Origin of the sequence: Paenibacillus sp. YN15 (genome assembly GCF_003285005.1) — a bacterium.
Classification (GTDB): domain Bacteria; phylum Bacillota; class Bacilli; order Paenibacillales; family NBRC-103111; genus Paenibacillus_AR.
Genome location: NZ_QMFA01000001.1, coordinates 107,984 through 131,342, shown reverse-complemented (window position 1 = coordinate 131,342; position 23,359 = coordinate 107,984). Strand labels below are relative to the sequence as shown.

General features: G+C 56.0%; 18 protein-coding genes. 6 read left to right on the top strand and 12 right to left on the bottom strand.

Features of this window, described 5'->3' with window-relative positions:
• Positions 1-31: 31 nt before the first annotated feature.
• The 3 genes from DQG13_RS00515 to DQG13_RS00505 form a co-directional block, all read right to left on the bottom strand.
• On the bottom strand, positions 32-1,606 hold the full coding sequence (locus DQG13_RS00515; protein WP_113017413.1) for an extracellular solute-binding protein: 1,575 nt from the start codon (positions 1,604-1,606) through the stop codon (positions 32-34).
• Between the two features lie 154 nt (positions 1,607-1,760).
• Positions 1,761-3,365, bottom strand: a complete 1,605-nt coding sequence (locus DQG13_RS00510) for a response regulator (RefSeq protein ID WP_113017412.1) — start codon at positions 3,363-3,365, stop codon at positions 1,761-1,763.
• Between the two features lie 3 nt (positions 3,366-3,368).
• Entirely contained in the window at positions 3,369-5,147 is a 1,779-nt protein-coding gene (locus DQG13_RS00505; protein ID WP_113017411.1) for a sensor histidine kinase, read from the bottom strand.
• A gap of 145 nt (positions 5,148-5,292) precedes the next feature.
• Here DQG13_RS00505 and DQG13_RS00500 point away from each other — a divergent pair, with 145 nt between their 5' ends.
• Entirely contained in the window at positions 5,293-6,207 is a 915-nt protein-coding gene (locus DQG13_RS00500) for a helix-turn-helix domain-containing protein (protein WP_113017410.1), read from the top strand.
• Positions 6,208-6,313: 106 nt separating this feature from the next.
• Here the strand turns inward: DQG13_RS00500 and DQG13_RS00495 are convergent, their stop codons facing one another.
• Positions 6,314-7,828, bottom strand: coding sequence for a sulfatase family protein (locus DQG13_RS00495; RefSeq protein WP_113017409.1), 1,515 nt, complete (start codon positions 7,826-7,828; stop codon positions 6,314-6,316).
• Positions 7,829-8,165: 337 nt separating this feature from the next.
• Here DQG13_RS00495 and DQG13_RS00490 point away from each other — a divergent pair, with 337 nt between their 5' ends.
• The 4 genes from DQG13_RS00490 to DQG13_RS00475 all read left to right on the top strand — a co-directional run bounded on the left by DQG13_RS00490 (position 8,166) and on the right by DQG13_RS00475 (position 12,340).
• A complete protein-coding gene (locus DQG13_RS00490) occupies positions 8,166-10,487 on the top strand; it encodes a sensor histidine kinase (protein ID WP_181592484.1) in 2,322 nt (773 codons plus the stop codon).
• Complete coding sequence (locus tag DQG13_RS00485) at positions 10,456-11,094, top strand: response regulator transcription factor (protein ID WP_113017407.1); 639 nt, start codon at positions 10,456-10,458, stop codon at positions 11,092-11,094. Before DQG13_RS00490 ends, DQG13_RS00485 begins: the two co-directional genes overlap by 32 nt.
• The gene (locus tag DQG13_RS00480; protein WP_113017406.1) at positions 11,091-12,014 is read left to right on the top strand and encodes a polyprenyl synthetase family protein; all 924 of its coding nucleotides are present in this window, start codon (positions 11,091-11,093) and stop codon (positions 12,012-12,014) included. The genes DQG13_RS00485 and DQG13_RS00480 overlap by 4 nt, the downstream gene beginning before the upstream one ends.
• A gap of 140 nt (positions 12,015-12,154) precedes the next feature.
• Positions 12,155-12,340, top strand: coding sequence for a hypothetical protein (locus DQG13_RS00475; protein WP_113017405.1), 186 nt, complete (start codon positions 12,155-12,157; stop codon positions 12,338-12,340).
• 179 nt (positions 12,341-12,519) lie between these two features.
• On the opposite strand, the gene DQG13_RS00470 is transcribed toward DQG13_RS00475, so the two are convergent.
• Both DQG13_RS00470 and DQG13_RS00465 read right to left on the bottom strand, forming a co-directional pair.
• Positions 12,520-13,629, bottom strand: a complete 1,110-nt coding sequence (locus DQG13_RS00470; protein WP_113017404.1) for a LysM peptidoglycan-binding domain-containing protein — start codon at positions 13,627-13,629, stop codon at positions 12,520-12,522.
• 175 nt (positions 13,630-13,804) lie between these two features.
• Complete coding sequence (locus DQG13_RS00465; protein ID WP_113017403.1) at positions 13,805-14,695, bottom strand: RluA family pseudouridine synthase; 891 nt, start codon at positions 14,693-14,695, stop codon at positions 13,805-13,807.
• 221 nt (positions 14,696-14,916) lie between these two features.
• Here DQG13_RS00465 and DQG13_RS00460 point away from each other — a divergent pair, with 221 nt between their 5' ends.
• A complete protein-coding gene (locus DQG13_RS00460) occupies positions 14,917-16,584 on the top strand; it encodes a phosphodiester glycosidase family protein (RefSeq protein WP_258525389.1) in 1,668 nt (555 codons plus the stop codon).
• Between the two features lie 56 nt (positions 16,585-16,640).
• On the opposite strand, the gene hemL is transcribed toward DQG13_RS00460, so the two are convergent.
• From hemL to DQG13_RS00430, 6 genes are read right to left on the bottom strand one after another with little or no spacing between them, the layout of a single operon-like run.
• Positions 16,641-17,939, bottom strand: a complete 1,299-nt coding sequence (gene hemL / locus DQG13_RS00455; protein ID WP_113017402.1) for a glutamate-1-semialdehyde 2,1-aminomutase — start codon at positions 17,937-17,939, stop codon at positions 16,641-16,643.
• Positions 17,920-19,020 carry a siroheme decarboxylase subunit alpha gene (ahbA, locus tag DQG13_RS00450; protein WP_113017401.1) on the bottom strand — a complete coding sequence of 367 codons (1,101 nt, stop codon included), beginning with the start codon at positions 19,018-19,020 and terminating at the stop codon, positions 17,920-17,922. The genes hemL and ahbA overlap by 20 nt, the downstream gene beginning before the upstream one ends.
• 41 nt (positions 19,021-19,061) lie before the next feature.
• Positions 19,062-20,054, bottom strand: coding sequence for a porphobilinogen synthase (hemB, locus tag DQG13_RS00445; RefSeq protein ID WP_113017685.1), 993 nt, complete (start codon positions 20,052-20,054; stop codon positions 19,062-19,064).
• Between the two features lie 48 nt (positions 20,055-20,102).
• Positions 20,103-21,656, bottom strand: coding sequence for a uroporphyrinogen-III C-methyltransferase (gene cobA, locus DQG13_RS00440; protein ID WP_113017400.1), 1,554 nt, complete (start codon positions 21,654-21,656; stop codon positions 20,103-20,105).
• Positions 21,649-22,590 (bottom strand): hydroxymethylbilane synthase, encoded by a 942-nt coding sequence (gene hemC, locus DQG13_RS00435; protein WP_113017399.1) that lies wholly within the window; start codon positions 22,588-22,590, stop codon positions 21,649-21,651. The genes cobA and hemC overlap by 8 nt, the downstream gene beginning before the upstream one ends.
• Positions 22,575-23,261: a precorrin-2 dehydrogenase/sirohydrochlorin ferrochelatase family protein gene (locus tag DQG13_RS00430; protein ID WP_113017398.1), complete on the bottom strand. Its 687-nt coding sequence runs from the start codon at positions 23,259-23,261 to the stop codon at positions 22,575-22,577. Before DQG13_RS00430 ends, hemC begins: the two co-directional genes overlap by 16 nt.
• Between the last annotated feature and the right edge of the window lie 98 nt (positions 23,262-23,359).

The following is a 23,359-nucleotide window of genomic DNA, read 5'->3' as shown; positions in this document are numbered from 1 at the left end:
AAATACGTCACAGACGATTGGGGGATTATTCTTACTTCTTAAGGCTCGTGTACGCATCCTGGTAGATCTTCTGCAGCTCGTCGATCTTCATCTTCTTCAGCGTATCCTGGAACTCTCCCCACTTGTCGAAGCTGAGGGCTCCGGCAATAAACTTCGTGCTTTGCTCGTCGTAATATTTATCGATGTCGTTGCGCAGCACATTCACTTTTTGCGCCGTTGCTTCATCGAACATAGGCGCTGCATAACGAATCTTCGGCATGTACGGGTCCAGCTTCTTCTGGGCTTCCTGAACCTGCGGAGGATTGATAAACGAAGCTACCTTCTCGCTGATAATATGCGGTGCCCCGCCGCCGGCATAAGGGGTAATCTTGGATTGGTTGCCGGTGGCCAGGAAGCTATCTGTGTAATAGGGGATTCCGTCGCGCAATTCGTAATTCTCGCCGAGACGGCCGAAACGAAGCAAAGTGGAGCCTTCGTCGCTATAAAAATAATCGATCCAACGCATGGTCGCTTCCGGGTTCTTATTCACCGAAGTGATGGCAAAGGCCCCGAAGTCTCTCGGTACGGGAGCTGCCAGCTGAAGCCGGTCGCCGTGCGGCCCTTTCAACGGAGCGATGCCCACATATTGCTTTTCCACCTTGCCGTCCAGCATAGGGTTGTTGGTCTGGTCAAAGAATAATCCGGTGTTGCCCGAACCCTGCTTGGTCAGGTATTGGGCTTCCTTCTGGGTATAAATCTCCGGGTCCAGCAGCTTTTCCGAATACAGCTTATTCAGATACATCAGCATTTCCTTGTTTCGCTCACTGCCCATCCAGATATTGACCTTGTCGTTTTCCAGGTTAATGTTGTAGCCCAATTGGAAATCCAGCCCGAAGGAACCGGCTATTGTCGGGATAAGCGATGCGCTGCGCGCGGTCATCGGGAGCTCGTCTTTTTTGCCATTGCCGTTGGGGTCCTGATCCCGGAATGCCTTCAGCACTTCATACAGCTCGTCTGTCGTCTCCGGAACCTTCAGATTCAGCTTGTTCAGCCATTCCTGATTGATCCATTTCTTGTCGGTCCGGGCGGAGCCGACGGTCACAATACCCGGGATAGCGTAGATATGTCCCTCAGGCGTGGTAATGGCGGAACGGATTTCGGGATACTCCTCCATCAGCTTTTTCAAGTTCGGGGCGTGGGTCTCAATCAGCTTCTCAAGAGGAATCAATTGGCCGCCGGAGCCATAGCGAACGGCTTCCAAAGGAGTAATGGCCGAGCGGTAGAGGGCGTCGGGAAGCTCATTGGAGGCGAACAACAGGTTCTTTTTCTCATTGAACCCATCCGTCGGGGCTTCGATCCATTCAATCTGAATATTGCTCATTTTCTCATATTCCTGGAACACCGGCATATCCTTGAAGGGCCCGTTGCTTGGCGCAATCCGGGTGAAAATCTTCAGCTTAAGCGGCTCCTGCACGATAGGAAACCCGGTTGCAGCCACACCCTTCGTATCGTCCGCTTTCGTCGTGTTTCCCTTGTCCTGGTTTGCGGTTTCCGAGCTGCATGCGGCAAGCGCCACGCTGGAGATAAGCATGGTAGAAAGTAATATTGCCCCCCATTTTCTTTTCATTTATCCGTTCCTCCGATCAAGTAGTTTTCACCCTCCGAATGGCTTTGGTATCAAGAAGACTATTTCCCAGTTGCAAAGTAAGCGTTTTCTAAGGGTTGATCTTATTATATTTCAAGTTTTGAAACCGGAGGTTCCACATATTTGACTTTTCATTCTACTTCTTTGACGGTTTCAAATTGTCCATGTACGCCTGGGGTGTCATTCCGGTAATGGACTTAAATACTCGAAAAAAGTAAGTGTAATTCGAAAATCCTACCTGGCCGCTGATCTCCTTCAACGAATAAGGGCCGGATTCCATGAGCACGCAGCTTGTTTTGATCCGGATTCGTGTCAAATATTCCGTAAACGTCATCTGCGTCTCCTCTTTGAACAGCCTGCTTAAATAGGATGGATTCAGGCTCAGGGCGCTTGCTGTCATTTCCAGGGAAATGTCGGAGGCATAATGCTCCGTTATGTATTGCACAGCCTTGGCTATATGCCGGGAATAGGGTCCTGCCCCATGATGCTTTTTGAGCGTTTCGAGAATTCGCGCATAGGCGGCCAAAATCCATTCCTCGACCTCGGCCACGCTTCCCAGCCGCCCAAGCCCGCTTCGTGAAGGAACAAGCTCTTGATCTTCCATGAATGCAGGGGAAGCAAACCGCCTCGCGGCCATTTCCGCAATACGCAGCAGTTCGCATACGATGAATTGAACCGGCATGGAATAGACGGGATGGTCCTTTACTGTTGCGAAGACGCCGGAGATCACCCGGCTTGTCCTTTCCCCGTCCAACTGCTCCAGAAAAAGAAGCAATTGTTTGTGCTCATCCACCAGCAGAGACTCCCTGAGTTTGGAGGGGTTCAAGCCTTGGTAGAGCCTGTCGTTGATTTCCTTATCGGCTTTACTGTAGCTCATAGCCAACTGCTTCAGATTGCCGCATAGGGAGCCGATGGCGAAAAAGCATTTCATATTCAGGAATTTCTCAAGAGAATGGGACAGGCTGCTCAAGAGGTGATTGATTTGACTGGAAGCCGCGTGTTCGCTGCGTTCCGCGGAAGAGAAGAGGATGATGAACCGCCCCTCACCCACATAAGCCACCGTCCTCTGCTGAATGTCGCCCACCGCCATCTGCATCACATCCGTTGCCTGCTGCACAAGCCGGTTCTTTTCCACATCGGATAAGGACTCTGTCAACACATGGAACGGAACGATTTGCACAGCCGCGGTTCCAAACAAAACTGAATCTGCGTAAAGCTGCTTGTCCCGCGCATAAACCTCCAGCTTCGCTCCGGCATCCTGCATATTTCTGGCCAGATTGGCTACATGCTCGCGGTGAATGGCGGGAATCAGACGTTCGATCATTTGGGTTTGGGCGCTCCGGGCCTCCAGCTCCCGCTCCTCCGACTGCAGGTCCTGGGCCGCTTTCGTCAGAAGCGACAGAAGAGCAGCCGCATCCAAACGGTGCTTAAGCAGGTAATCCATCGCCCCGTTCTTCAGGCAAGTCCTGACGTAGTCGTAATCGTCGAAGCTGCTCAGCATGATCATCTTGACCCGGGGAAACCGCTCCCGGATCAACCGGCTTAATTCCACGCCGTTCATGACCGGCATGCTCACATCGATGAACACAATATGCGGCGGATGCCGCTCCATTATGGACAGTGCCGCAGCACCGTTATGCGCTTCGCCACATACGGTAAATCCATGCTTTTCCCAATCCAGCATCCCCTTCAGGTCGTTGCGCGCCAGGGCCTCGTCATCCACCAACAATACCTCGAACATCTCTCATTCCCCCTGTATCTTTAACCCCAGGTCCGGCAGAAGCGGAAACCGGATCTGCACATTGGTATATGCGCCAAGCTCACTGTCGAGGAACACGCCGTAACGCTCCCCGTACAGCCGAACGATGCGTTCGTGCACGTTACGGACTCCCATGCCGCTGAACCGGGTGTTATCCTGGTCCTTTTTCACTTCCAACAGAGCATCCATCTGCTCTTGGGTCATCCCTTGGCCGTTATCCCGGACATCGATCCGCAGTTCCCCGTTCTCCTTGTAGATTCGCACCGTCACCCGTCCGTCTTGCTCCGAGGCTGCGATCCCATGAATGATGGCATTCTCTACGATGGGCTGCAGCATAAGCTTGAGAACCTTGCATTGCAGCAGCTCTTGGTCCGCAACCTCTATCTCCAAACGAAGGGGCTCCACATATTTGTATTTCTCGATGGTAACATAGCTGCGGACATACTGCAGCTCCTCCCCCAGGGTGAGATATTCATTGGTATGGCCCAGCACCCCGCGCATAAGCTCGATCAATGACTCGGATACCTCCACAATGTTGGGCACCCCATTCAGCTTGGCCAGATATTTGACCGTATTCAGCGAGTTATAAAGGAAATGAGGGCGGATTTGAGCCTGCAGGACGGCCAGCTCCGCTTCCCGCTTCTCCCGTTCGGTGGTCATGATTCCTTCGAGCAGCCGCTTCAGCTCCTCCACCATACGTTTGAAGACCAGATAGAGATGGCCAATCTCATCCTTGGAATAAATCTCTCCGGGAGGCAGCGTTAAATTTCCCTCCATGACCCGCATCATCATGGACCGGAGCTTGCGGATGTTCCTTGTTATTCGGGAGGAGACCTGCGAGGTCACAATGACGATGATCAAAAACACGATGATGGCTACGGTAACCAGCACCTTGCGGATCTTTACCGTTTCGCTGAGCAGGGATTCCATGGGAACAAGCGCCAGCGTGGACCATCCTGTATAAGCTGATTTTCGGCTGACCACAAGATAGGACTTCTTATTTATGTCCCGTTCAAAAGATGTATTGCCACCCTCCAGCTCGCGGTTCAATTGGATGACCGCTTCCTGATCCAGCCCGCTTGAAGGGGGCTGATAAATGAACTCGTTTTTCTCGTCCACTACATATATCATACTGTCCGATGTAGGCTTGACATCATAGGTCTTTCTGATGAAATCATCATTCAGATCGAACATGACGATGCCCAGTGTCTTCCGGTTATAGCGGATCTCGCGGCCGGTCACAATGGAGCTGCCGAAGCTCGTCTGATGATAATAGGCCTGCCCCGATTCATTGTGAAGCAAAGCATCCATTACTGGAGTATGGAGAACACTCCTGTCCAGCCATGGAGAGCCTACGAAGAACACCTTTCCGTTCAATCCAACGACGGCCACCCTGGTAATAAAGGACTTGTAGGCGATCACGGCGGATAGAAACTCCTCAAGCCGCTTCTGCTCCTGGAACCAATCGTAGCTGGGTTCTACCGTCTCGCTTTGCAGAGTTTGGAGCACTGTCTGGTTGGTCACGACAACCGTATTCAACCGGCTGATTTCCTCCAGCCGCAGATTGACGGATTCATCCGCCTGCCGGATACTATCCTGGACTGAGGTGATAGCATTGTTCTTGACCGTCTCCCTCATGTACAAATAGACGATGCTCGTCACGGCAACGATCCCAATCAGCGTAACCAGACTGAACGCGACAAAGATTTTCCCTTGAATGCTGACAGTGGGGGAAACCAGTCTCTTGATGGAAAACAACTTCATGGACGTACACCCCCTTTCGTTAAAACGCTTTCATCATCTTCATGATCAGCATACACCAAATCGGGCCATAGCAAAAGTATTCTCTTTATGTCCGAGTCGGCTTATCTTATAATGTTAGCAGAAAACAGCGCGAGGAGGAGAGGCTTTGCAGCAATTGCGCCACATGGCCGAAAAAGAACATGAATATGTCTGCCACCTCCTGCTGATGCCGGCTTCCCTGCAGAAGGCCGTGGGGGTTATGGCCCTCCGGGCCGGCTATAACCTGGCCAAGCCTTCGTACAACATCGGTCCCCGTCAAATTGAGCATTTCAGCATTCACGTTGTCCAGGAGGGCTCCGTGCTGCTGCAATACGGGAGTCATTCCGTTACCTTGAATCAGGGCGATCTGTTCTGTCTTATGCCTCATATCACCTACCGGTATTCCATCGCCGATCCCGCCCGGCCCCTTCGTATGAACTGGCTGGCATTGGACGGAATGCAGCTCCCGGAGCTTATAGCCCGCGCCGGATTTACCCGGGAGCAGCCTTATGTCCGCCAGGCGCTGGATGACAAGCTGGCCTTCATTCTCCGGTGTCTGTTCCGCCTATACGAATCCGAAGCGGGCGGCAACGACAGCCTCGCCGGTCAGGAACGCAGAACCGGACATGATCTTCAGGAGCTGATCCTGCTGCTTCGGTTGTTTGAGCACCTGTCCCGAAGAACAGCCAGCTCCCGCCCGCTGTTGGGCAAACGGCCCGCTCAGGATTGGCTTCACCGGAGCCGGGAATATATCAACCTCCATTATATGGAGGGCATTACCGTAGCCGACGCCGTCAGACATGCGGGGGTTCAACGCTCCCATTTCTCCACTTCCTTCACGGAGCACTTCGGCATCTCCCCTCTTCATTATCTGCAGCGCCTCCGGCTTTCCAAGGGCGCCCAGCTGCTCCGGGAAACGGCTCTTAGCGTAACGGAAATATCATCCACCATCGGATATTCCGACTTGTATTCCTTTACCAGGGCATTTACGAAGCAATATGGCATTTCACCCAGCGGCTACAGAAAAAACAGCTCCATCTGACCACCGGCTGCCGGCGGGTCAGAACAGACGAAAACCGCCCGGCTGCCGAAGCACGGACGGTTCTTTCCTGTTGACGGATATTTATAAGCAGACCGTCTTTCTTTTATCAAGCATGCCAAATTCTCGGCATAGGCATGGATTCCTTGCCCAGCTCCGCCCAGACATACTTGAGCAGCAGCTCCGTCTTGAGTCCTGCGGCCTCAGGGTCGTCCCACAGGTTGTTCAATTCTCCAGGGTCCTCCTGTAGGTCGAAAATTTCCCCGTATGTCTGATTGTAGTAGACGGTAATCTTATAACGCTGGTCAACATAGGTTTTCTGATGGATGGTGGTAGGCTCATGCCTGAACTCGCAGATAGCATGGTCCCGGGCCTGGGAGGCTTCTCCCAGCCACACCTTGCTCTGATCCACCCCCGTCATGTAGTGGGGTACGGGGATTCCGGCCAGGGACAAGAAGGTCGGCGCCAGGTCAACCAAGGATTGGATTGCATGGCTGGTGTGCCCCGCAGGGACATGGTCCGGGTAACGGACGATAAACGGCAGCTTGATCAAATCCTCATAGTGGAAGCCTCCCTTGTGTTGAAGACCGTGCTGGCCGAAGAAATGCCCGTGATCCGTGGTAAATACCACAACCGTGTTATCCGCCAGCCCCAACTCATCCACCTTATCCAGGATACGTCCGATATATTTGTCCATCAGGGTTGTCATGCCATAATAAGTGGCCACTAACCGCTTGCGCTCCTCCATGGAGAGATTGACATGGGAATGATAACCGTGGATTCCCTGCCCCGTTTCCCGCAGATAATCAAAATCGGGATTCTCCTCCTGGGTCAGCCGGAAGTGGGGCGGATTGCGGTCGTGCTCGCCCGGTGTTACCGTCGGAATGGTGAGCTTATCCGGATCATACAGCGTGTCCCAAGGCTCGGGAACCAGATACTCCGGATGGGGGTCGAAGAAGCTGGCCCACAGGAAGAAGGGCTCGTCATTCCTCTTGTGCTCCTCCAGCATGGCATTGGTGCGCTCGGCGATCCATTTGTCATAATGGTATTCTTCGGGTATCGGCCACTTATGCTTGACTGCGGAATCCATAGTGCCCGTCGGCGGCAGGAAATAATCCCTCCAGTTGGAGCAGCCCTGCTCCTCCATCCAAAGGGCATAATGCTGGCCGACATGAGCCTCATTCGTATGGTTGCGGGCCAGCTCCACATGGTCGAAGCCGTAGAAGTTATCCTTATATTGGCGCCAATAGTCCAGGTCCTGGAGAACCGGATAAGCTTCAAGGGAGGGGTACTCCTCCGTGGATTTCAAGGGCTGGAAATGGGCCTTTCCGATAAGTCCGGTCCGGTAGCCTGCCTCCGCAAAATCCTCTCCTACCGTATGGCGGTCCTCCAGCAGCTTGGTCCCCAAGGTCCAGGCGCCGTGCTGGCTCGGGTACAGACCGGTAATAATGGAGGCCCGTGACGGGGTGCAGGTGGGATTCGGGCAATACGCCCGGGTGAAGGTGGTCCCTTCCCGTGCGAGACGGTCCAGATTGGGAGTTTGAATCTCCGGATTGAAGGCTCCGATGGTATTCCAATGCTGCTGATCGGAGGTAATAAGCAGAATGTTCGGTTTCTTCGACATGTCCGCGCTCCTTTATGGTAGAATACATGCTACCACCAGTTTATCCTCCTCACCAAAATAGGGGAATGACCATATGTTTGCCGTTTGTCATTTTGTTTGGTGAACATATTCGCATTAGCTAGGCTTAGTTGTTTTAAACCTACTTTCACTCCAACAAAAAAAGAATTGCCCCCCAGCTCCAATCAGCCGATGTACAATTCTTTAACGGTTTGGTAAAATTATACCAAGATTCTAGTACCAGTTATCGTCGAAAAGAGTCTTTTTGATAGAGGGCTGGCTCTTTTAGAAATGGGTGTTCCCGATGAAGAAGAAGGGCTTTATTTTTGGAGCGGTTTTTTTGTCATTCTTTTTGTTTGCGCAAATATGGACCTTCACCCTGGTCGTTAAATATCCCTATTGGGGCATCGAGCTTGAGCAAAATAGCAGCCGGGAATGGCGAATCAAGTCTTTGAATGAGGACGGAAACGGCATCAAGCTGGGCCTTAAGGTGGGGGACCAGGTGCTGGAGATCGATCATATGGAGCCTCATTTGTACCATACGGTGCAGGATTGGAGCAATGTTGAGCAAGCCCGCCACCTGCTGATTCAGCGGGACGGGCAAGAAATGGAAGCGACGGTGAAATCCCGTGCTGTTCCTTTGTTCGATTATATTCCCTTGTTTGAAGAGGCCATTTGTCTTATTATCGCCGGTATGATCCGGTTCAAGATGCCCCGGTACAAGTCGACGCAGCTATTGATGCTGGTGTTTCTGTGCGGCGCTTTCGTCTATATGAGTCTGGGCGCTTCCGTCCGGGGAGATTATATCGGCAAAGCGCTGATCGGCAGCTTGACGGCGCTTTTGCCAATCCTGTTCCTGCACTTCCTGCTTGTCTTTTTTGAGGAAAAGAGCAATATCCGTTTATCCAAGCTGATGCTGAAAATAGCCTATCCCGGCGTGTGCGCCATTCTGCTGTTTCAAATTGTCACCATGCTGTCACCGCAGACCATCCTTTTTTATCAATTCAGCAAAATTCTGATTCAGTTGTTTTTTATCATCGGCTCTCTCTGCAATCTTGCCCTGTTAAGCTATATGTATGTCCGGCACGGGCGGGACGGTTCCAGTCTGTCTACCGTCATCAAGTTTATCGGGATGTCCTTGCTGGTTTCCTTTCTGCCGATTATATGCCTGTCGTTTGTGCCCGCCATGACCATCGGCTATTCGCTGATCGATGCCATTTACACCAGCTTGTTCATGCTGTTCTTCCCGGCCTCCTTCGCCTATCTGATCGCCTCCGACCAGCTTTACGACATTGGGCTGGTGGTCAGACGTTTCCTGTTCGGCTGCCTGCTGGCGCTTGTGCCCGCCTCGCTGTTCACCGGGCTGTATTCCGCCATATTCTTCCGCACCGTCGGCAAGGAAGAGATCATCTTCGTGTTCCTGGGCTCCATACTGATGCTGTCCACCATGCTCTATTCTACGGAATATCTGACTACCCGGCTGGAGCCGGTCTTCTTTCCCAGGAAGAACATGCTGAACACCTCTTTGCGGAAAATTTCCAAGAACCTCAGCACGGTCTCCACCATGCGGGAAATGAAGGATATTTTTCTGGCGGATATCGTCCAGACGTTGGAGGTTCAGGGCGGAGCGATCATTTGCCAATACCCTGACAGCATGGAGATTATCGGGGCAGGCGAGGTGAATATCGAGGAGATGGAGGCGCTTTTGGAGGAAGGGGTGCTTCTCTCCAGCCCGCATTATACCTGTCTCGAAATCAGCCGCACGGAGGAAGCCACCAATTATCTGGTGATGACCAGAAAACGCACCAACGTCCTGCTAAGCCGCGAAGAACAGCAGTGGTTGGGACTCATCACCTCCTACCTGGAGGTGAGCCTGGAGAATATCCACCTGATTCGGACATTGACCAACAAGCTGCAGGACCTGTCCTCCCGTTTTTCCGACGATACGTCCGCTGCAGAGTTCCAATGGTTCCGCAAGGTGATGTTCGAGCTGCAGGAGGAAGAACGGGTCCGGATAGCCTCGGATCTTCACGATACCACTATGCAGGATCTGTTCTTCTTAAAACGCCGCCTTTCCACTCTGATGGAAAAGTATGCGCTGAATCAGGAGGATAAGGAGCATCTGGACAACATGCTGAAGTTTGTGGATTTGATCAATGCCGGCCTGCGGCAAAGCTGCTTCGAGCTGAATCCCCACCTGCTCCGGGAGATCGGGCTGGTGCCGACCCTTCGGCAGTATCTGGATAAGGAGGCGTATACCGCTCCTTTCGACATCCACTTCGAGCCGGGCAGCAATACAGGCCGGGTGGAGCAGGAGCCTTTGAGCACCAAGCGGCATCTCCTGCGGATCATCCAGGAGCTGTTGAACAATGCGAGGAAGCATTCCCATGCCTCCAGGGTCAGCTTCCGGTTGGGAGCCGCCCCCCGGGAATTTCAGCTTATTTACGAGGACGACGGGGTGGGCATGCAATCAATGGGGAGCCACCTGCCGGAGATTGGCGGATCGGGAACAGGCATGGAGCAGATGAAAGGCCGGGTGCTGCTCCTGCGCGGCTCCATGGAGCTTCGCAACAAGCCCGGATCAGGCATTAAAATTTCGATTTCCATACCTATGCGGGAGGTGCCGGACAATGGACTCAACCATCAAAGCACTGGTCGTTGACGACCATCCCCTGCTTGCTCATGCTACACGGGACATGCTTCACAAAACAGGGGAAATTGACGTGGTAAGTGTTGTTGGAACAGGAGCGGACTGCCTGGAGCAGGTCCAGGTGCATGACCCGGGGCTGATCTTCCTGGATTACCAGCTGCCGGATACAACCGGAACCGAGCTGACCAAAGTAATCAAAGCCAGCCATCCGCACATTCATATCATTATTTTCACCGGCGTGGACTATATGGAATTCTACGATCAGCTGGTGGAAGCCGGGGTGAGCGGCGTGCTGTCCAAGGAATCCGGCATCCGCACCATCCGGAATATGGTCTGGTGCGTGCTGGATAACCACACGATGCTGCCCATGCCCATTTATCATCAGCTTCGTTTGGGCAACCATCATCTGAACGATCCCCATTCCAAGCTGGATCAGGAGGAGCTGGACATTATGAACATGCTCTTAAAAGGCGCCACCTACGACCAAATCGCCGACAACATCCACATGAGCCGGCGTACTGTAGATAATTATATGAAGCGGATTTTCGAGAAGATGGGGGTCAAAAACCGGTTGGAGGCTATTGAGGCATTTTTGGTAAAAGGGCCGAAATCCCCATGAATCAGGATACTGCTTTGGAAATGGAGCGCATCATCCGGTCGCAGCCTTATGCCGGAGAGTTTCAGGAACTGCTGCTGTCCTTCGTGGCGGAAAAAGCAAAGGAACGGGGCTCCTGGTCGGACATTGTCCGCTGCGTTCATAGTCTGCTGGAGGGGAGCTGCCCGCAGATTGAAGGCATTGCCGCGGCAGCGGAGCTGGCTGTACTGGCTTCGGATATTATGGACGATCTTCAGGACCAGGACCAATCGGACAAGCTGTGGATGCAATGCCCCGCGGCCCACGCGCTGAACGGCGTTGTGGCGCTGATGATGTGCTTTACCGGCGGGCTGGGCGCCTGCGGCTTGCCGTCTGCGGACATTGCTGAAGCAGGCAGGATCATCTCCCGCTCCTTGCAGGGCCAATTCCTGGACATCCGGAACGCGGCGGAAACCCCGGATGAATATCTCCAGCTGGTGCAGGAGAAATCCGGCTCCGTTTTTCAGCTGATGGTGCATCTGGGATGCGCCGCGGCGGGCGCCGGAGGCCGGCAGAGGGAGCTGTTATTGGACCTGGCGGATTGCGCAGGACTGATTCACCAAATTCAGAATGACCTCCGGGACATTACCCGTTTAGGCCAAAAAAACGATGTTCTCCTGAAGCGCAAAACCTTGCCGGTATTATACTTGCTATCCTTAAGCGATGAATGGGACTTCCGCTTCTTCCAGCAATATTACCGCGGCGAGTTGGATTGGGAGGAATTTTTGCAGCGAACCGGGGATTACGAGGCTTTTATTGAGGCATCCGGCTGCCAGGAGTATTCCCTGGTTGTGCAAGGCCTTTGCGTAGACCGGGCGGTGGAGCTGATGGAGCAGGTGGTGGCGCCCCCCTCCAAGAAAGAGCAGCTGAAGGAATTTATGTACGGAGCGTTTGTGCGGGAATAACCATCTGCCTTTCGTTTAGACATTCCGAGGCTTAAAAAAAATCCGTCTAATTTTGGCCGCATGGAAATTTCCTGCATATCCCGGACAGCCCTTGTCATAAGTTGATGGTAGACCAGGCTGAAAGGGAGTGGAGGCAATTCATGCAGCAATGGTGGCGAAAAATTGAGCGGTGGTGGTGGCGGACCCGGTATACCATCCGGGCGGTCATGTTCCCGCTGATCTGTATCCAGTTTGTCCGGACGCTGCTGTTTCCCAATCCGGTGGATGTGTTTCTCCTGTTTGCCTTATTTTTATTCTATCTGGGTTTCCTGTTTCAAGTGTACTAACAACATTCCCCCAAAAGTGAAGCAAAAGCGTTGCAGCTTATTCCGGGTACTTTTGGGGGTGCCCCCGAAAACCATCCCTCCAAAGATCATTTCTCCAACCAATACCGCAGCAGAAAAAGAGCCATTGGACCGTTGCCGGCCCGGATGGCTCTTGCTTTTTCTTCCTGCGTTCGTATGGGTCACACCGGAATCAGGAGTGTTTTGCCTTCGGTAATCTCGGTATCCGGAAGCCGGTTATACAGTTGAAGCTCCTTGGGATTCAGTCCGTAACGGGAAGCAATATCCTCCAGTGTCTCTTCCTTCTGGACAATGCAGACCTTCAGCTGGCGGACGCGGCGCTCTTCCTCCTGACTCCGGGAAAACAGCCGTTTCCACTCCAGTGCGTCCGTGCGCGGGGTCGGAGAGGGCTCCTCTTCCACCGGCAGTTCAGCCCGGTAGTCATGCGGGCTTTTATGTATCAGCGACTGCAGGTGATATGAGGTATCCGCGGAGGGAGCTTTGCTGTTGAAGGCAATCTTCAGCTCCTTCTTCTCCTCCTGGACATCGGCCTCGGCAGGCTCCTCCGAAGCGGGCAGCTGCGCCGGGGCTTCGTTAAGCGGTTCGTTCTCCGCCGCGGCTTGCGTCCATTCGGGAAGCTCCACATTTTCCGTCGCGTCAAAATAAACCTCCGCCTCTTCCGCAGGAGCATTCTCGGCAGGCTCCGATACCGGCTCGGACACCGTTTCTTCTGCCCGATACGCCTCCTCCGGCTTCCGCTGGAACGGCGCCCATGCATAAGCGGGCTCCTGAACTATCTCTTCCTCGGCATAAACCAGGGCCGGATCTGCAGGGACAGAGGCTTCCGGAAGCTCCGGCACGCTGTACCGGGGCGCTTCATGAACAAAGATGGTCTCCTCTTCCTCATCCCAAGCCGAATCCGGGAGAGACAGCATTTCAATACCGTGCAGCGTAAGCACTCCTGTCACATTCAGGCTGCGCGGCGACAAGATGTCCACATCGAAGTTATCGATATTCACCGATACCTGGCTGACATCCTGAATCCGGTTCAGCGGCAGCGTAATCTCCACGGGAATCAGATGCTCCAGTGTACGCTTCGCTTCGCCCTCCGTTCCTTCGTACAGCCCCGTCAGGTACAAATGCCCCTTCAGGAGCGCCTGCTCCTCCTCCGTATACACCTGTATATGGGGAACCAGCTCCACCTCGTCCAATTCCTTGACTGCTGCGGTGTCCTCGGATAGGTGCACGCGTTCATAAATATCGAATCTGAGTCCCGATTGCTGATCTGCCACAGTCATTCCTCCCTTCTTGAATACCAAGAATGCTTGTTCAAAACAAGCCGTTTCTCTATTCAATATATGGGAGGATTCCGCCCGCCATGCCATCTTTTCTGTGAAAATACATGCCGGACAGATTTCCCTTCGGAGCTTCTCGTCACTTTTGGGGGATTGTTTTGGGGGATCGTTGTCAGGGCAGGGCTCCTGCTTGAAGCTTGCTCCACAGCACCGCCATCTCCTCGGGCATGGCCGCTGTCAGCTCCATATGCTCTCCGGACCAGGGGTGGGCAAACTCCAGCTTATAGCCATGAAGCGCCTGCCTGTGGAAAAGCCTGGTCGAACCTCCATACAGAGCATCCCCCACCAGCGGCGCCCCCGCATGCTGCAGATGCACGCGAATTTGGTGGGTCCGCCCTGTTTCCAGCTCCAGCTCCACCAATGCCGCTCCCCGCGCCTTCTCCACGGTTTGGTAGCGGGTACGGGCGGGCGCGCCGCCTGGAGATACCCGCCGCCGTTTGGCATGATGGCGGTCCTTGCCGATGGGACGGTCAATGATCCCGGCAGGCGGCACCAGCCGCCCCTGGGCAATAGCCCAATACGTGCGGCGAATGGCCTTTTCCCGCATGGCCCGGTCCAGTATCTGCTGGGCAAAGTCGTTTTTGGCATACAGGACCAATCCCGTAGTATCGTTGTCCAGCCTGTGAATATGCCGGAGCTTGCAGTATTGTCCGGTTGTTTCATAATAATAGGCCACCGCGTGGTCCAGGGTGCCTCCCTGCCCCGGCTCCGAAGGGTGCACAGCCATTCCCGCAGGCTTCATGGCCACCAGGCAAAAATCATCCTCATGGACAATCTGCACATCGGCGTATTCCCCTGCAAGCTGTGCCGTTTCCCGGGGAAAAAGGCGAAGCCGGAGCTTGCCGGCTTGCCTCTCCACACCGCCGTCCCGCTCCAGCTTCTGCAGGAACACGGGGGGAAGACCGGAGCGGGCTGCAATAGCAGCCAGCCATTCGTCGTTGGGGAGCTCCATATGGGCGGCGGACAGCTCCAGCCATTCCCCTTTGCGCCGATAATCCGTCATGTTGGTTCACCTTCCGTATTAGACATGCCCATATTGTACGCCAACAGAATTGTGCCGTCCATGATTCATGCGGCGCGACGCCTCCATGACAAAGCCATAACAAGTAAACCCGCTGGAGGCCAGAGGAATCCAAGGAAGCGGCGTCCTATTATCAACCGGTTCAATTTATGCTAAAATAGTAGAGTTATATGAACTCACTTGAGGAACGGGAGAGACATCCTTTGAACAAACCAAAAAAAGCCTTTAGCCGTGCCATGGCCCAGATGCGGGGCTGGAGCTGGCTGAAGCGGACTTATGCAACCATATTTGCTGTCGGCTTTATTATATCGAGCTTTTTGTTTCTGACTCCCACGGGGGAAGCCTCCCGGGAATGGATGGCCCAGACGGTGATCACCACCCAGCACCGGTCGTGGGCCTGGATGTTTGTTGGCGGAGAGAAGCGGGACCGGATGGTAGCCCAGCTTCATCTGGACCGAGAGCTAATGGGAACTGAACGCCAGAATTTCGACATGATTAATGTAGGCGGCAGTACCAAAACGGTCAAGCGTACAGCTGAAGAGCTGATCAAGGTGGAGGATATTTCTGCTCCCCTGTGGAAAGGCAAGAAAATGTACGTTTATGACCCCCGCGCTATCCGGGTGGTTGTTCCGTCCAAAAGCGGCGAGGGCGAGCGCATCTCCTCCATGGTGGAGCGGACCGGCGCTTATGCGGGCATTAACGGCGGCGGATTCGTAGACCCAGACGGGCTTGGCAACGGTTTTGCGCCAATCGGCTTTATTATTTCGGGCGGCGAGATTTTGTATACGGACCAGGACGGCAGCATTGCCCAGCACGTGGTGGGCTTCACCAAAGAAGGAGTGCTTGTTGTTGGCAAATACACCATTGACCAGCTGCTGGAGATGGGCATCTCGGAGGCGGTCATGTTTTATCCCCGGGTTATTGCCAACGGCAAGGGTCTGATTACCTCCGGCGACGGAGGCTGGGGCCGCGGACCGCGGACCGCCATCGGCCAGAAGGAGGACGGCACGGTGGTGATCATGGTCATCGACGGCCGCCAAACCCACAGTGTCGGCGCAACCCTGAAGGAAATTCAGGACCTGATGCTGGAGGAAGGCGTGGTCAATGCGGGCTTCCTGGATGGCGGCGCCTCCTCGGAGCTGGTTACCCAGGCGGACGGACTGATTACCAAACCCTCCAGCCGTTATGGAGAGCGCCGGCTTCCTTCCGCCCTGCTGGTCTTCGGCGATCCCTCGGACTATGTTCCCAATAACCCCTGGGAAGGGGTAACGGAAATCGACCCGGGCGGAGCGTATGATCATCCGGACTTCCTGAAGGAACAGGCGGAAAACAGGAACAAGCCCAAACCCTCCGTCTCCCCTTCCGCTTCATCCTCGGCCACGCCGAAGCCTGACAAAAGCGCGGAGCCCGACTCGTCGGCCTCCGGCAAACCGGCGTCGCCGGAAGCTTCCGGATCACCTGGGGCCGGGCAGCCTTCCGGCGCTGCTCCGGGAGGCAGTGCGAGCCCGGGAGCTTCTCCAGGAGCTGGCGGAACTGCAAGCCCGGGAACCGGTACGGGCGCAGGAAACAGCCCCAGCCCCGGGGCAACCGCGGGTGCAGGCGGCAGCGCCACACCCGGAACGGGCACCGCGACACCGAAGCCGTCTTCTTCGGCGGGAACTGAAACAGGGGCGTCGGTGCAGCCTTCCGTGAAGGCCACCTCCACCGCGTCCCCCGGCGGTGTGAAGCTGCCCGGGGCAAGCGCCGGGCAGCAAAGCGATGCCGCCGGCGTCGCTAAGCCCTCGACGACGCCGGCCACCACTGGCGGCGCCGGAAATGGCGCAGCCGTCAGCCCCGGCTCCGCGGCAGCCAATGCCGGAAGCGGCGGCTAATGTGAAACACCCCCATTCTCTCCAGCTTCGAGAGAATGGGGGTGTTTTGCTCTTAATCAGCCCAACGCGCGCTCCAGCGCTTTTCCTTGGGCTTCAATGGTAAGCTCAATGTCTTCGTCCGTATGGGCCGTGGAGACGAACATTCCCTCAAACTGCGAAGGAGCCAGGCTGATGCCCAAATCCAGCATAGCGGCAAAATACCGCCGGAACAGCTCCAGATCGGAGGTCCGGGCTGTCTCGAAATTGACCACCGGCCCCTCCGTGAAGAACGGACAGACCATGGAGCCCACCCGGTTTATGGTCAGCGGCGCTCCCAAACGGGCAGCGTTGGCGGTAAAACCGGCCTCCAGCCGGGCGGCCTTCCGCTCCAGCTCGGCATACACCTCCGGCGTAAGCAGGGACAGGGTAGTGTATCCCGCGGTCATGGCCAGCGGGTTGCCGGACAAGGTGCCGGCCTGGTAGATGGGACCGGAGGGAGCCATCCGCTCCACAATTTCCCTTTTGCCGCCGTAAGCGCCAACGGGAAGCCCACCGCCGATCACCTTGCCCATGCAGGTAATATCCGGAGTGACGCCGTACAGCCCTTGTGCGCTATGGTAGCCCACCCGGAAGCCGGTCATCACCTCATCGAAAATCAGCAGGCTGCCATGAGCCTCCGTCAGCTCCCGGAGCCCCTCCAGGAAACCGGGCACCGGCGGAACCACCCCCATATTCCCGGCAATCGGCTCCACAATGATTGCTGCAATCTCCGCTCCAAACTGGGCAAAAGCCAGCTTGGCCGCCTCCAGATCATTATACGGCACGGCAATGGTATTGGCCGCCACACTCTTGGGTACCCCCGGGCTGTCCGGCAGGCCCAAAGTGGCAACGCCGGAACCGGCCTTGATCAGAAGGGAATCCCCATGACCGTGATAGCTGCCTTCAAACTTCAGAATCTTGTCCCGGCCCGTATAACCCCGGGCCAGCCGCAGGGCGCTCATGGTAGCCTCGGTGCCGCTGTTCACCATCCGTACAATGTCCACGGAAGGCATCCGCTCCGCCACCAGCTCCGCCATCCGCACCTCCAGCTCCGTGGGTGCGCCGAAGCTGGTTCCTTTTTCCGCGGCAGCCTTGATGGCTTCAATCACCTGGGGATGGGCATGACCCAAAATCAGCGGCCCCCAGGAGCAGATATAGTCGATAAAGCTGTTCCCGTCAATATCATAAATCCGCGAGCCTGCCGCCCTGTCTACGAATACAGGGGTAAGCCCTACAGATTTGTACGCCCGGACCGGGCTGTTCACGCCTCCCGGAATGACCTGGCGGGCTTTTTCGAATGCCGCTTTGGACTTATCGTCAATTCTTCCCGGTTGCATAACCCATCTCTCCCTCTGCCGCCGCTGTTCCGGCTCCCCCGTGACGGATCACCTCGTCCTCCCAGGCGTCCATCTCCGGTGTAAAGTACGAAACGCGGGTTTTCTTGTACTCCTTGGTGGAATACAGGGTGATCCGCTCTCTGATGCCTGTCTCATCCTCAATGGCCTGCAGAATAGACTCGCATTCATCCACAGAGCGCCCGTGCACCATGGTAAAAATATTGTACGGCCAATCCTCGTATACCGGCCGCAAATAACAATGGCTGACGGCCTTGAACTCGGCCATCCGGTAACCCACCTCATCGGTGCGCTCTGGCGGCACCACCCATACGCCCATGCCGTTGGCCGTGTAACCGGCCTTCCGGTGGTTAAGCACAGCGGAATAACGGCGCATTTGCTTTTTTTCCACAAAAGCTCTGGCACCCTCCAATAGCTCCTGCACCGTAACCCCTGCATTGGCCGCCCACTGGTCGAAGGGACGGGGCACAATGGGCAGATCCTTCTGCAGCTCCCGGATCATCCGGATATCCTGCTCGGTGACCACCCGGGATGCCTGGCTGCGGTCCTCCTCCCGGTATTGGGGGGCGGCTTTGGTTTTGGTCAGATCCTGCTTGCCGGACATGTCCAGATTCACGCCGATCTTAAAAAGCTTCAGGGTAGGCAGCATGCGGATGGCCTCCACGCCTGCCTGCTCGCCAAGGATGCGGGTGGTTTCCTCCAGCCCCAGTCTGGAATTGGGCGGCACCGCAAGGGTAAACCACAGGTTGAAGCTGTGGTTGCGCTTGTAGTTGTGGGTAACCCCGGGATGGCGGTTGATGATGGCAGCCGCTTCATCCAGACGCTCAGGGGCGATGCGCGCCGCCACCAGACTGGAGGAGTAGCCTAAGGTCCGGGTATCGAAGATGGCGGAAATCTGCCGGATGGTCCCGTTCTTCAATTCTGCGATGCGGGCCATCACTTCCTCTTCGGTTAAACCCGCCCGTTCGCCGATGGCCTGAAAAGGACGTTCCACCAGATCAATGCCTTCCTGCAAAATATTCAAAATCGCCGCATCCTTCTCGTCTATCATGCGTGGAGCCATTGCGTGTCCCCCTTTTGTCATAATCTTGATCCGTGTATGGACTAACCCTTCAGCCAACGCGCCGCGTCTTTGGCAAAATAGGTGAGGATTACATCGGCCCCGGCCCGCTTCATGCCGGTCAGCATTTCCAGCACTACCGCCTTTTCGTCGATCCAGCCTTGCGCGGCAGCCGCCTTGACCATGGAATATTCGCCGCTGACATTATACGCTGCCACCGGCAGATCGAAGTTGTCCTTCAACAGCCGGATCACATCCATATAGGCCAAAGCGGGCTTCACCATCAGAAAATCCGCCCCTTCCGCCACATCGGACTCCGCTTCCCGCAGCGCTTCCCGGGCATTGGCCGGGTCCATCTGGTAGGTCCGGCGGTCGCCGAATTGGGGAGCGGAATGGGCCGCCTCCCGGAACGGGCCGTAGAAGGCGGAGGCATACTTGACGGAGTAGGACATAACCGGCACATGCCGGAAGCCTGCCTCATCCAGTCCTGTCCGGATGGCGTGGACAAAGCCGTCCATCATATTGGACGGAGCAATTATATCCGCTCCGGCTTTGGCTTGGGAGACGGCGGTGGCGACCAGCAGCTCCAGACTGGCGTCATTGTCCACCTCCGCCTGGCCCAGCACCTCATTGTGATGAACCACACCGCAATGCCCATGGCTGGTAAACTGGCACAGACAGGTATCTGCAATCACCAGAAGCTGCGGATGAAGTTTTTTAATATGCCGGGTGGCCTCCTGGACAATACCATGATCATGATAAGCCCCCGAGCCGCATTCATCCTTGGCCTCCGGCACCCCGAACAGCAGAATGCCCTGAATGCCCAGATCTACAATCTCATCCAGCTCACATCTAAGCATATCCAATGACAGATGATATACACCAGGCATGGAGGGGATTTCTTCCTTAATGCCGGTTCCCGGAACAGCGAACAAAGGATAAATCAGATCATGAACCGACAGGGCGTGCTCGCGGACCAGATTGCGCATGGCCGCGCTGCTGCGCAGCCGGCGGTGGCGGTGCAAGGGAAAGCTCATAATGGCAAAACTCCTTTTTTTCAAAAATTGATCTCCTTCTGCTCTGGCCTAAAGCCGGCGCAGCGTATCTACCAGGGAGTCGATGGTGGCTTCCGCAGCCATGGCATCCACCTGCAAGCCGTGCTTGCGGGCGGTCTCCGCCGTCAGCGGGCCGATGCATACGGTCTTAGCTCCTTTGAGAAGAGCGGCAGGATCATCAGCCCCCGCCTTGCGCAGGATGCCGATCAGGTTGTCTACCGTAGAGGAGCTGGTAAAGGTGATCACATGGATCTCTCCGTTCCGGAGCTGCTCCAGCACCTCATCGGACTGCTGATCCTCCAGCGCCGTTTCATAAACGTCCACCTCTGTGACGCCAAGCCCCAATTCCTTCAGCTTTACCGGCAAATAGTCCCGGGCGATGTCCGAGCGGGGCAAAAGCGCCTCCTGGCCGGGTGTAAGCTGGGGCAGAATGGCATCCAGCAGCCCTTCTCCCTGGAATTTGGCGGGAAGCCGCTCTGCGATGATTCCCCGCTCCGCCAGCAGCTCCGCCGTTTTGGGGCCCACTGCCGCCACCTTGGCTTTATGCATAGTGCGGATATCCACTCCCAGCTGCTGCAGCCGCCGGAAGAAATAGCTCACCCCATTGGGGCTGGTAAACAGCACCCAGTCAAAATCCCCCAACCGGCGCAGCGCTTGATCCAGGGCCTCCCGGACGGCAGGAGATTCCGGCTCGCGCAGGCGGATCACGGGGAATTCCAGCGCCTCCCCGCCCAGCTCGTCGATTTGCTCCGCCAGAGCGCTGGATTGGCTGCGGGCCCGGGTAACCAGAACCCGTTTGCCGAACAAAGGTTTTTTTTCGTACCAGGCCAAGGTTTCCCGAAGCTTCACTACCTCCCCCACAATGATAATGGCGGGAGATTGAAAGTTGGTCTCCCGGGCCTGCTCCACAATGGTGGCCAGGGTTCCGGTTAAGGTTTGCTGCTCCGGCCGGGTTCCCCAGCGGATCAGCGCTACCGGAGTCTCCGGCGCCCGCCCGTTGGACACCAGAGACTGGCATATGTATGGAAGATTGGCGATGCCCATCAGGAAGATGCTGGTGCCCGTTGCCGTGGCAAGCTTCTTCCAATCATGGCTGCTTTCCGTTTTGGCCGGGTCTTCATGCCCGGTAATAATGGCCAAGGATGAGGTATAGTCCCGATGGGTGACCGGAATCCCCGCATAAGCCGGCACTGCGATGGCTGAGGTAATGCCCGGCACAATTTCAAAAGGAACGCCCTCCGCCGCCAAAAGCTCCGCTTCCTCGCCTACCCGGCCGAAGATGCTGGGGTCGCCCCCTTTGAGCCGGGCTACGGTTTTGCCGGACAAGGCCAAATCCGCCAAAAGCCGGTTGATCTCTTCCTGGCGCAGGGTGTGCCGGTCCGGCAGCTTGCCTACGTAAATCTTTTCCGCCTCAGGCTTCATATAGCGCAACAGACGGGGGTTGGCCAGCCGGTCATACACAACCGCATCCGCCTTGGCGATGCATTCCGCGCCGCGGACTGTAATCAGCTTAGGGTCTCCGGGGCCGGCTCCGATCAAATACACGGTACCCGGACGGCTCCCGGACAGACTTTCCTTACTCATGCGCTTCACTCCTCACCTTCGCCAATATCCCGTCGGCGCCGCGGCGGATAAGCGATTGGGCCAGACTTTGGCCCAGCGCCTCAGGATCGCTTCCCTCGGCCGTGTCCTTCAACAGGATGCTGCCGTCGGGCTCTCCCACCAGACCGGTCAGAGATAACCGACCGCCAGGCAAACAGGTGGCATACGCGCCGATGGGCACCTGGCAGCCCCCCTGCAGCGTATGCAGGAAGCTCCGTTCGGCGGCCACCGCCCGGCGGGTTTCCTCATGGGTGACCGCCGCCAGCAGCTCCAGAATAAATGGATCTCCGCTGCGGCATTCCACCGCCAAGGCCCCCTGGCCTACGGCAGGCAGACAAAGCTCCGGCTCCAAATATTCGCTTACCCGGTCTCCCCAGCCCATCCGGTGCAAACCGGCCGCCGCCAGTATCACGGCATCCATTTCACCTGTATCCAGTCGGCGCAGCCGGGAATCAATGTTGCCGCGGAGCACCTCCACGGTAAGATCGGGCCGGGCGGCCTTCAATTGGCAGGCGCGCCGCAGACTGGAGGTGCCGACCCGGGCGCCTGCAGCCAGGGTCTTGAAGCCGCCGCCGTCGCGGGTAATGAGACAGTCCCGCGGGTCTTCGCGCCGTGGGACGCCGCCGATGGTCAAACCGCCCGGCAGCTCCGCAGGCATATCCTTCATGCTGTGCACCGCCAGATCGATTTCCCCCTTCAAAAGGGCATGCTCAATTTCCTTGACGAACAGGCCTTTGCCGCCAACCTTGGACAAGGACACATCGAGAATGCGATCTCCCTTGGTCATAATCTTTTTCAGCTCAAATTCAGCTTCCGTCCCGGCTTCCCGGGCCGCCCCCCGAAGCAGCTCCGCCACTTGGCCGCTTTGAGTCAGGGCCAACGCGCTTTGCCGGGTGCCAATCACAATTTTGCGCATGCTTTTCCTCCGCTTGTCGAAGCCGGGACAGACGGATGGGGGTTGCCCATCTGGCTCATGATCCGGCTTTTCCATTCCTCGAATTCGCCGTTTTTGATTTTCTCCAGCACATTTTCCTGCAGAACCGACCGGTACAGCTCCTGCCTCAACCGGGTATCCTGAACCTGCTCCTGGGTACGCAAGCGGAATTCGCTTAAGAAATCCAGATAGGTTTCATATTCCTCGCCGAAGCAGGCTTCAATCTGTCTGCGCACCGAAGCGGCCACGGTAGGGCTGGCGCCCAGGGTAGACACGGCAATCACCAGCTTGCCTCTGCGCACAACAGAGGGGACAATGAAGTCCCCCAATTCCGGCCGTTCCGCCATATTGACTGCACGATTGTGACGGCGGGCCAGCTCCAGCACCCGGTCGTTAACGCTTGCATTGTCGGTGGCGGCGATCACCAGATACATGCCCGCCTGATCCTCCGGCAGATACGGCCGCTGCAACGCTTCGATCCGTCCTTCCCTTGCCCAGAGTCCGATGGTTTCCGTCATTTCGGGGCTGACCACCTTGACCTTCGCCCTCGCCTCCAAAAGCGAGGCAATCCGCCGCTCCGCTACAGAGCCTCCGCCTACAACCAAACAAGGCTTGTCTTCCAGCCGCAAAAGCACGGGAAAGTATCCTTCCATGCCGACTCACATCCACATCCCATAATGAATATCCGCTTCCTCCGGCGGCCCCTGCTTGGGAACCGTCCTCTCTGCATATGTACACCTGCCAAATTTCG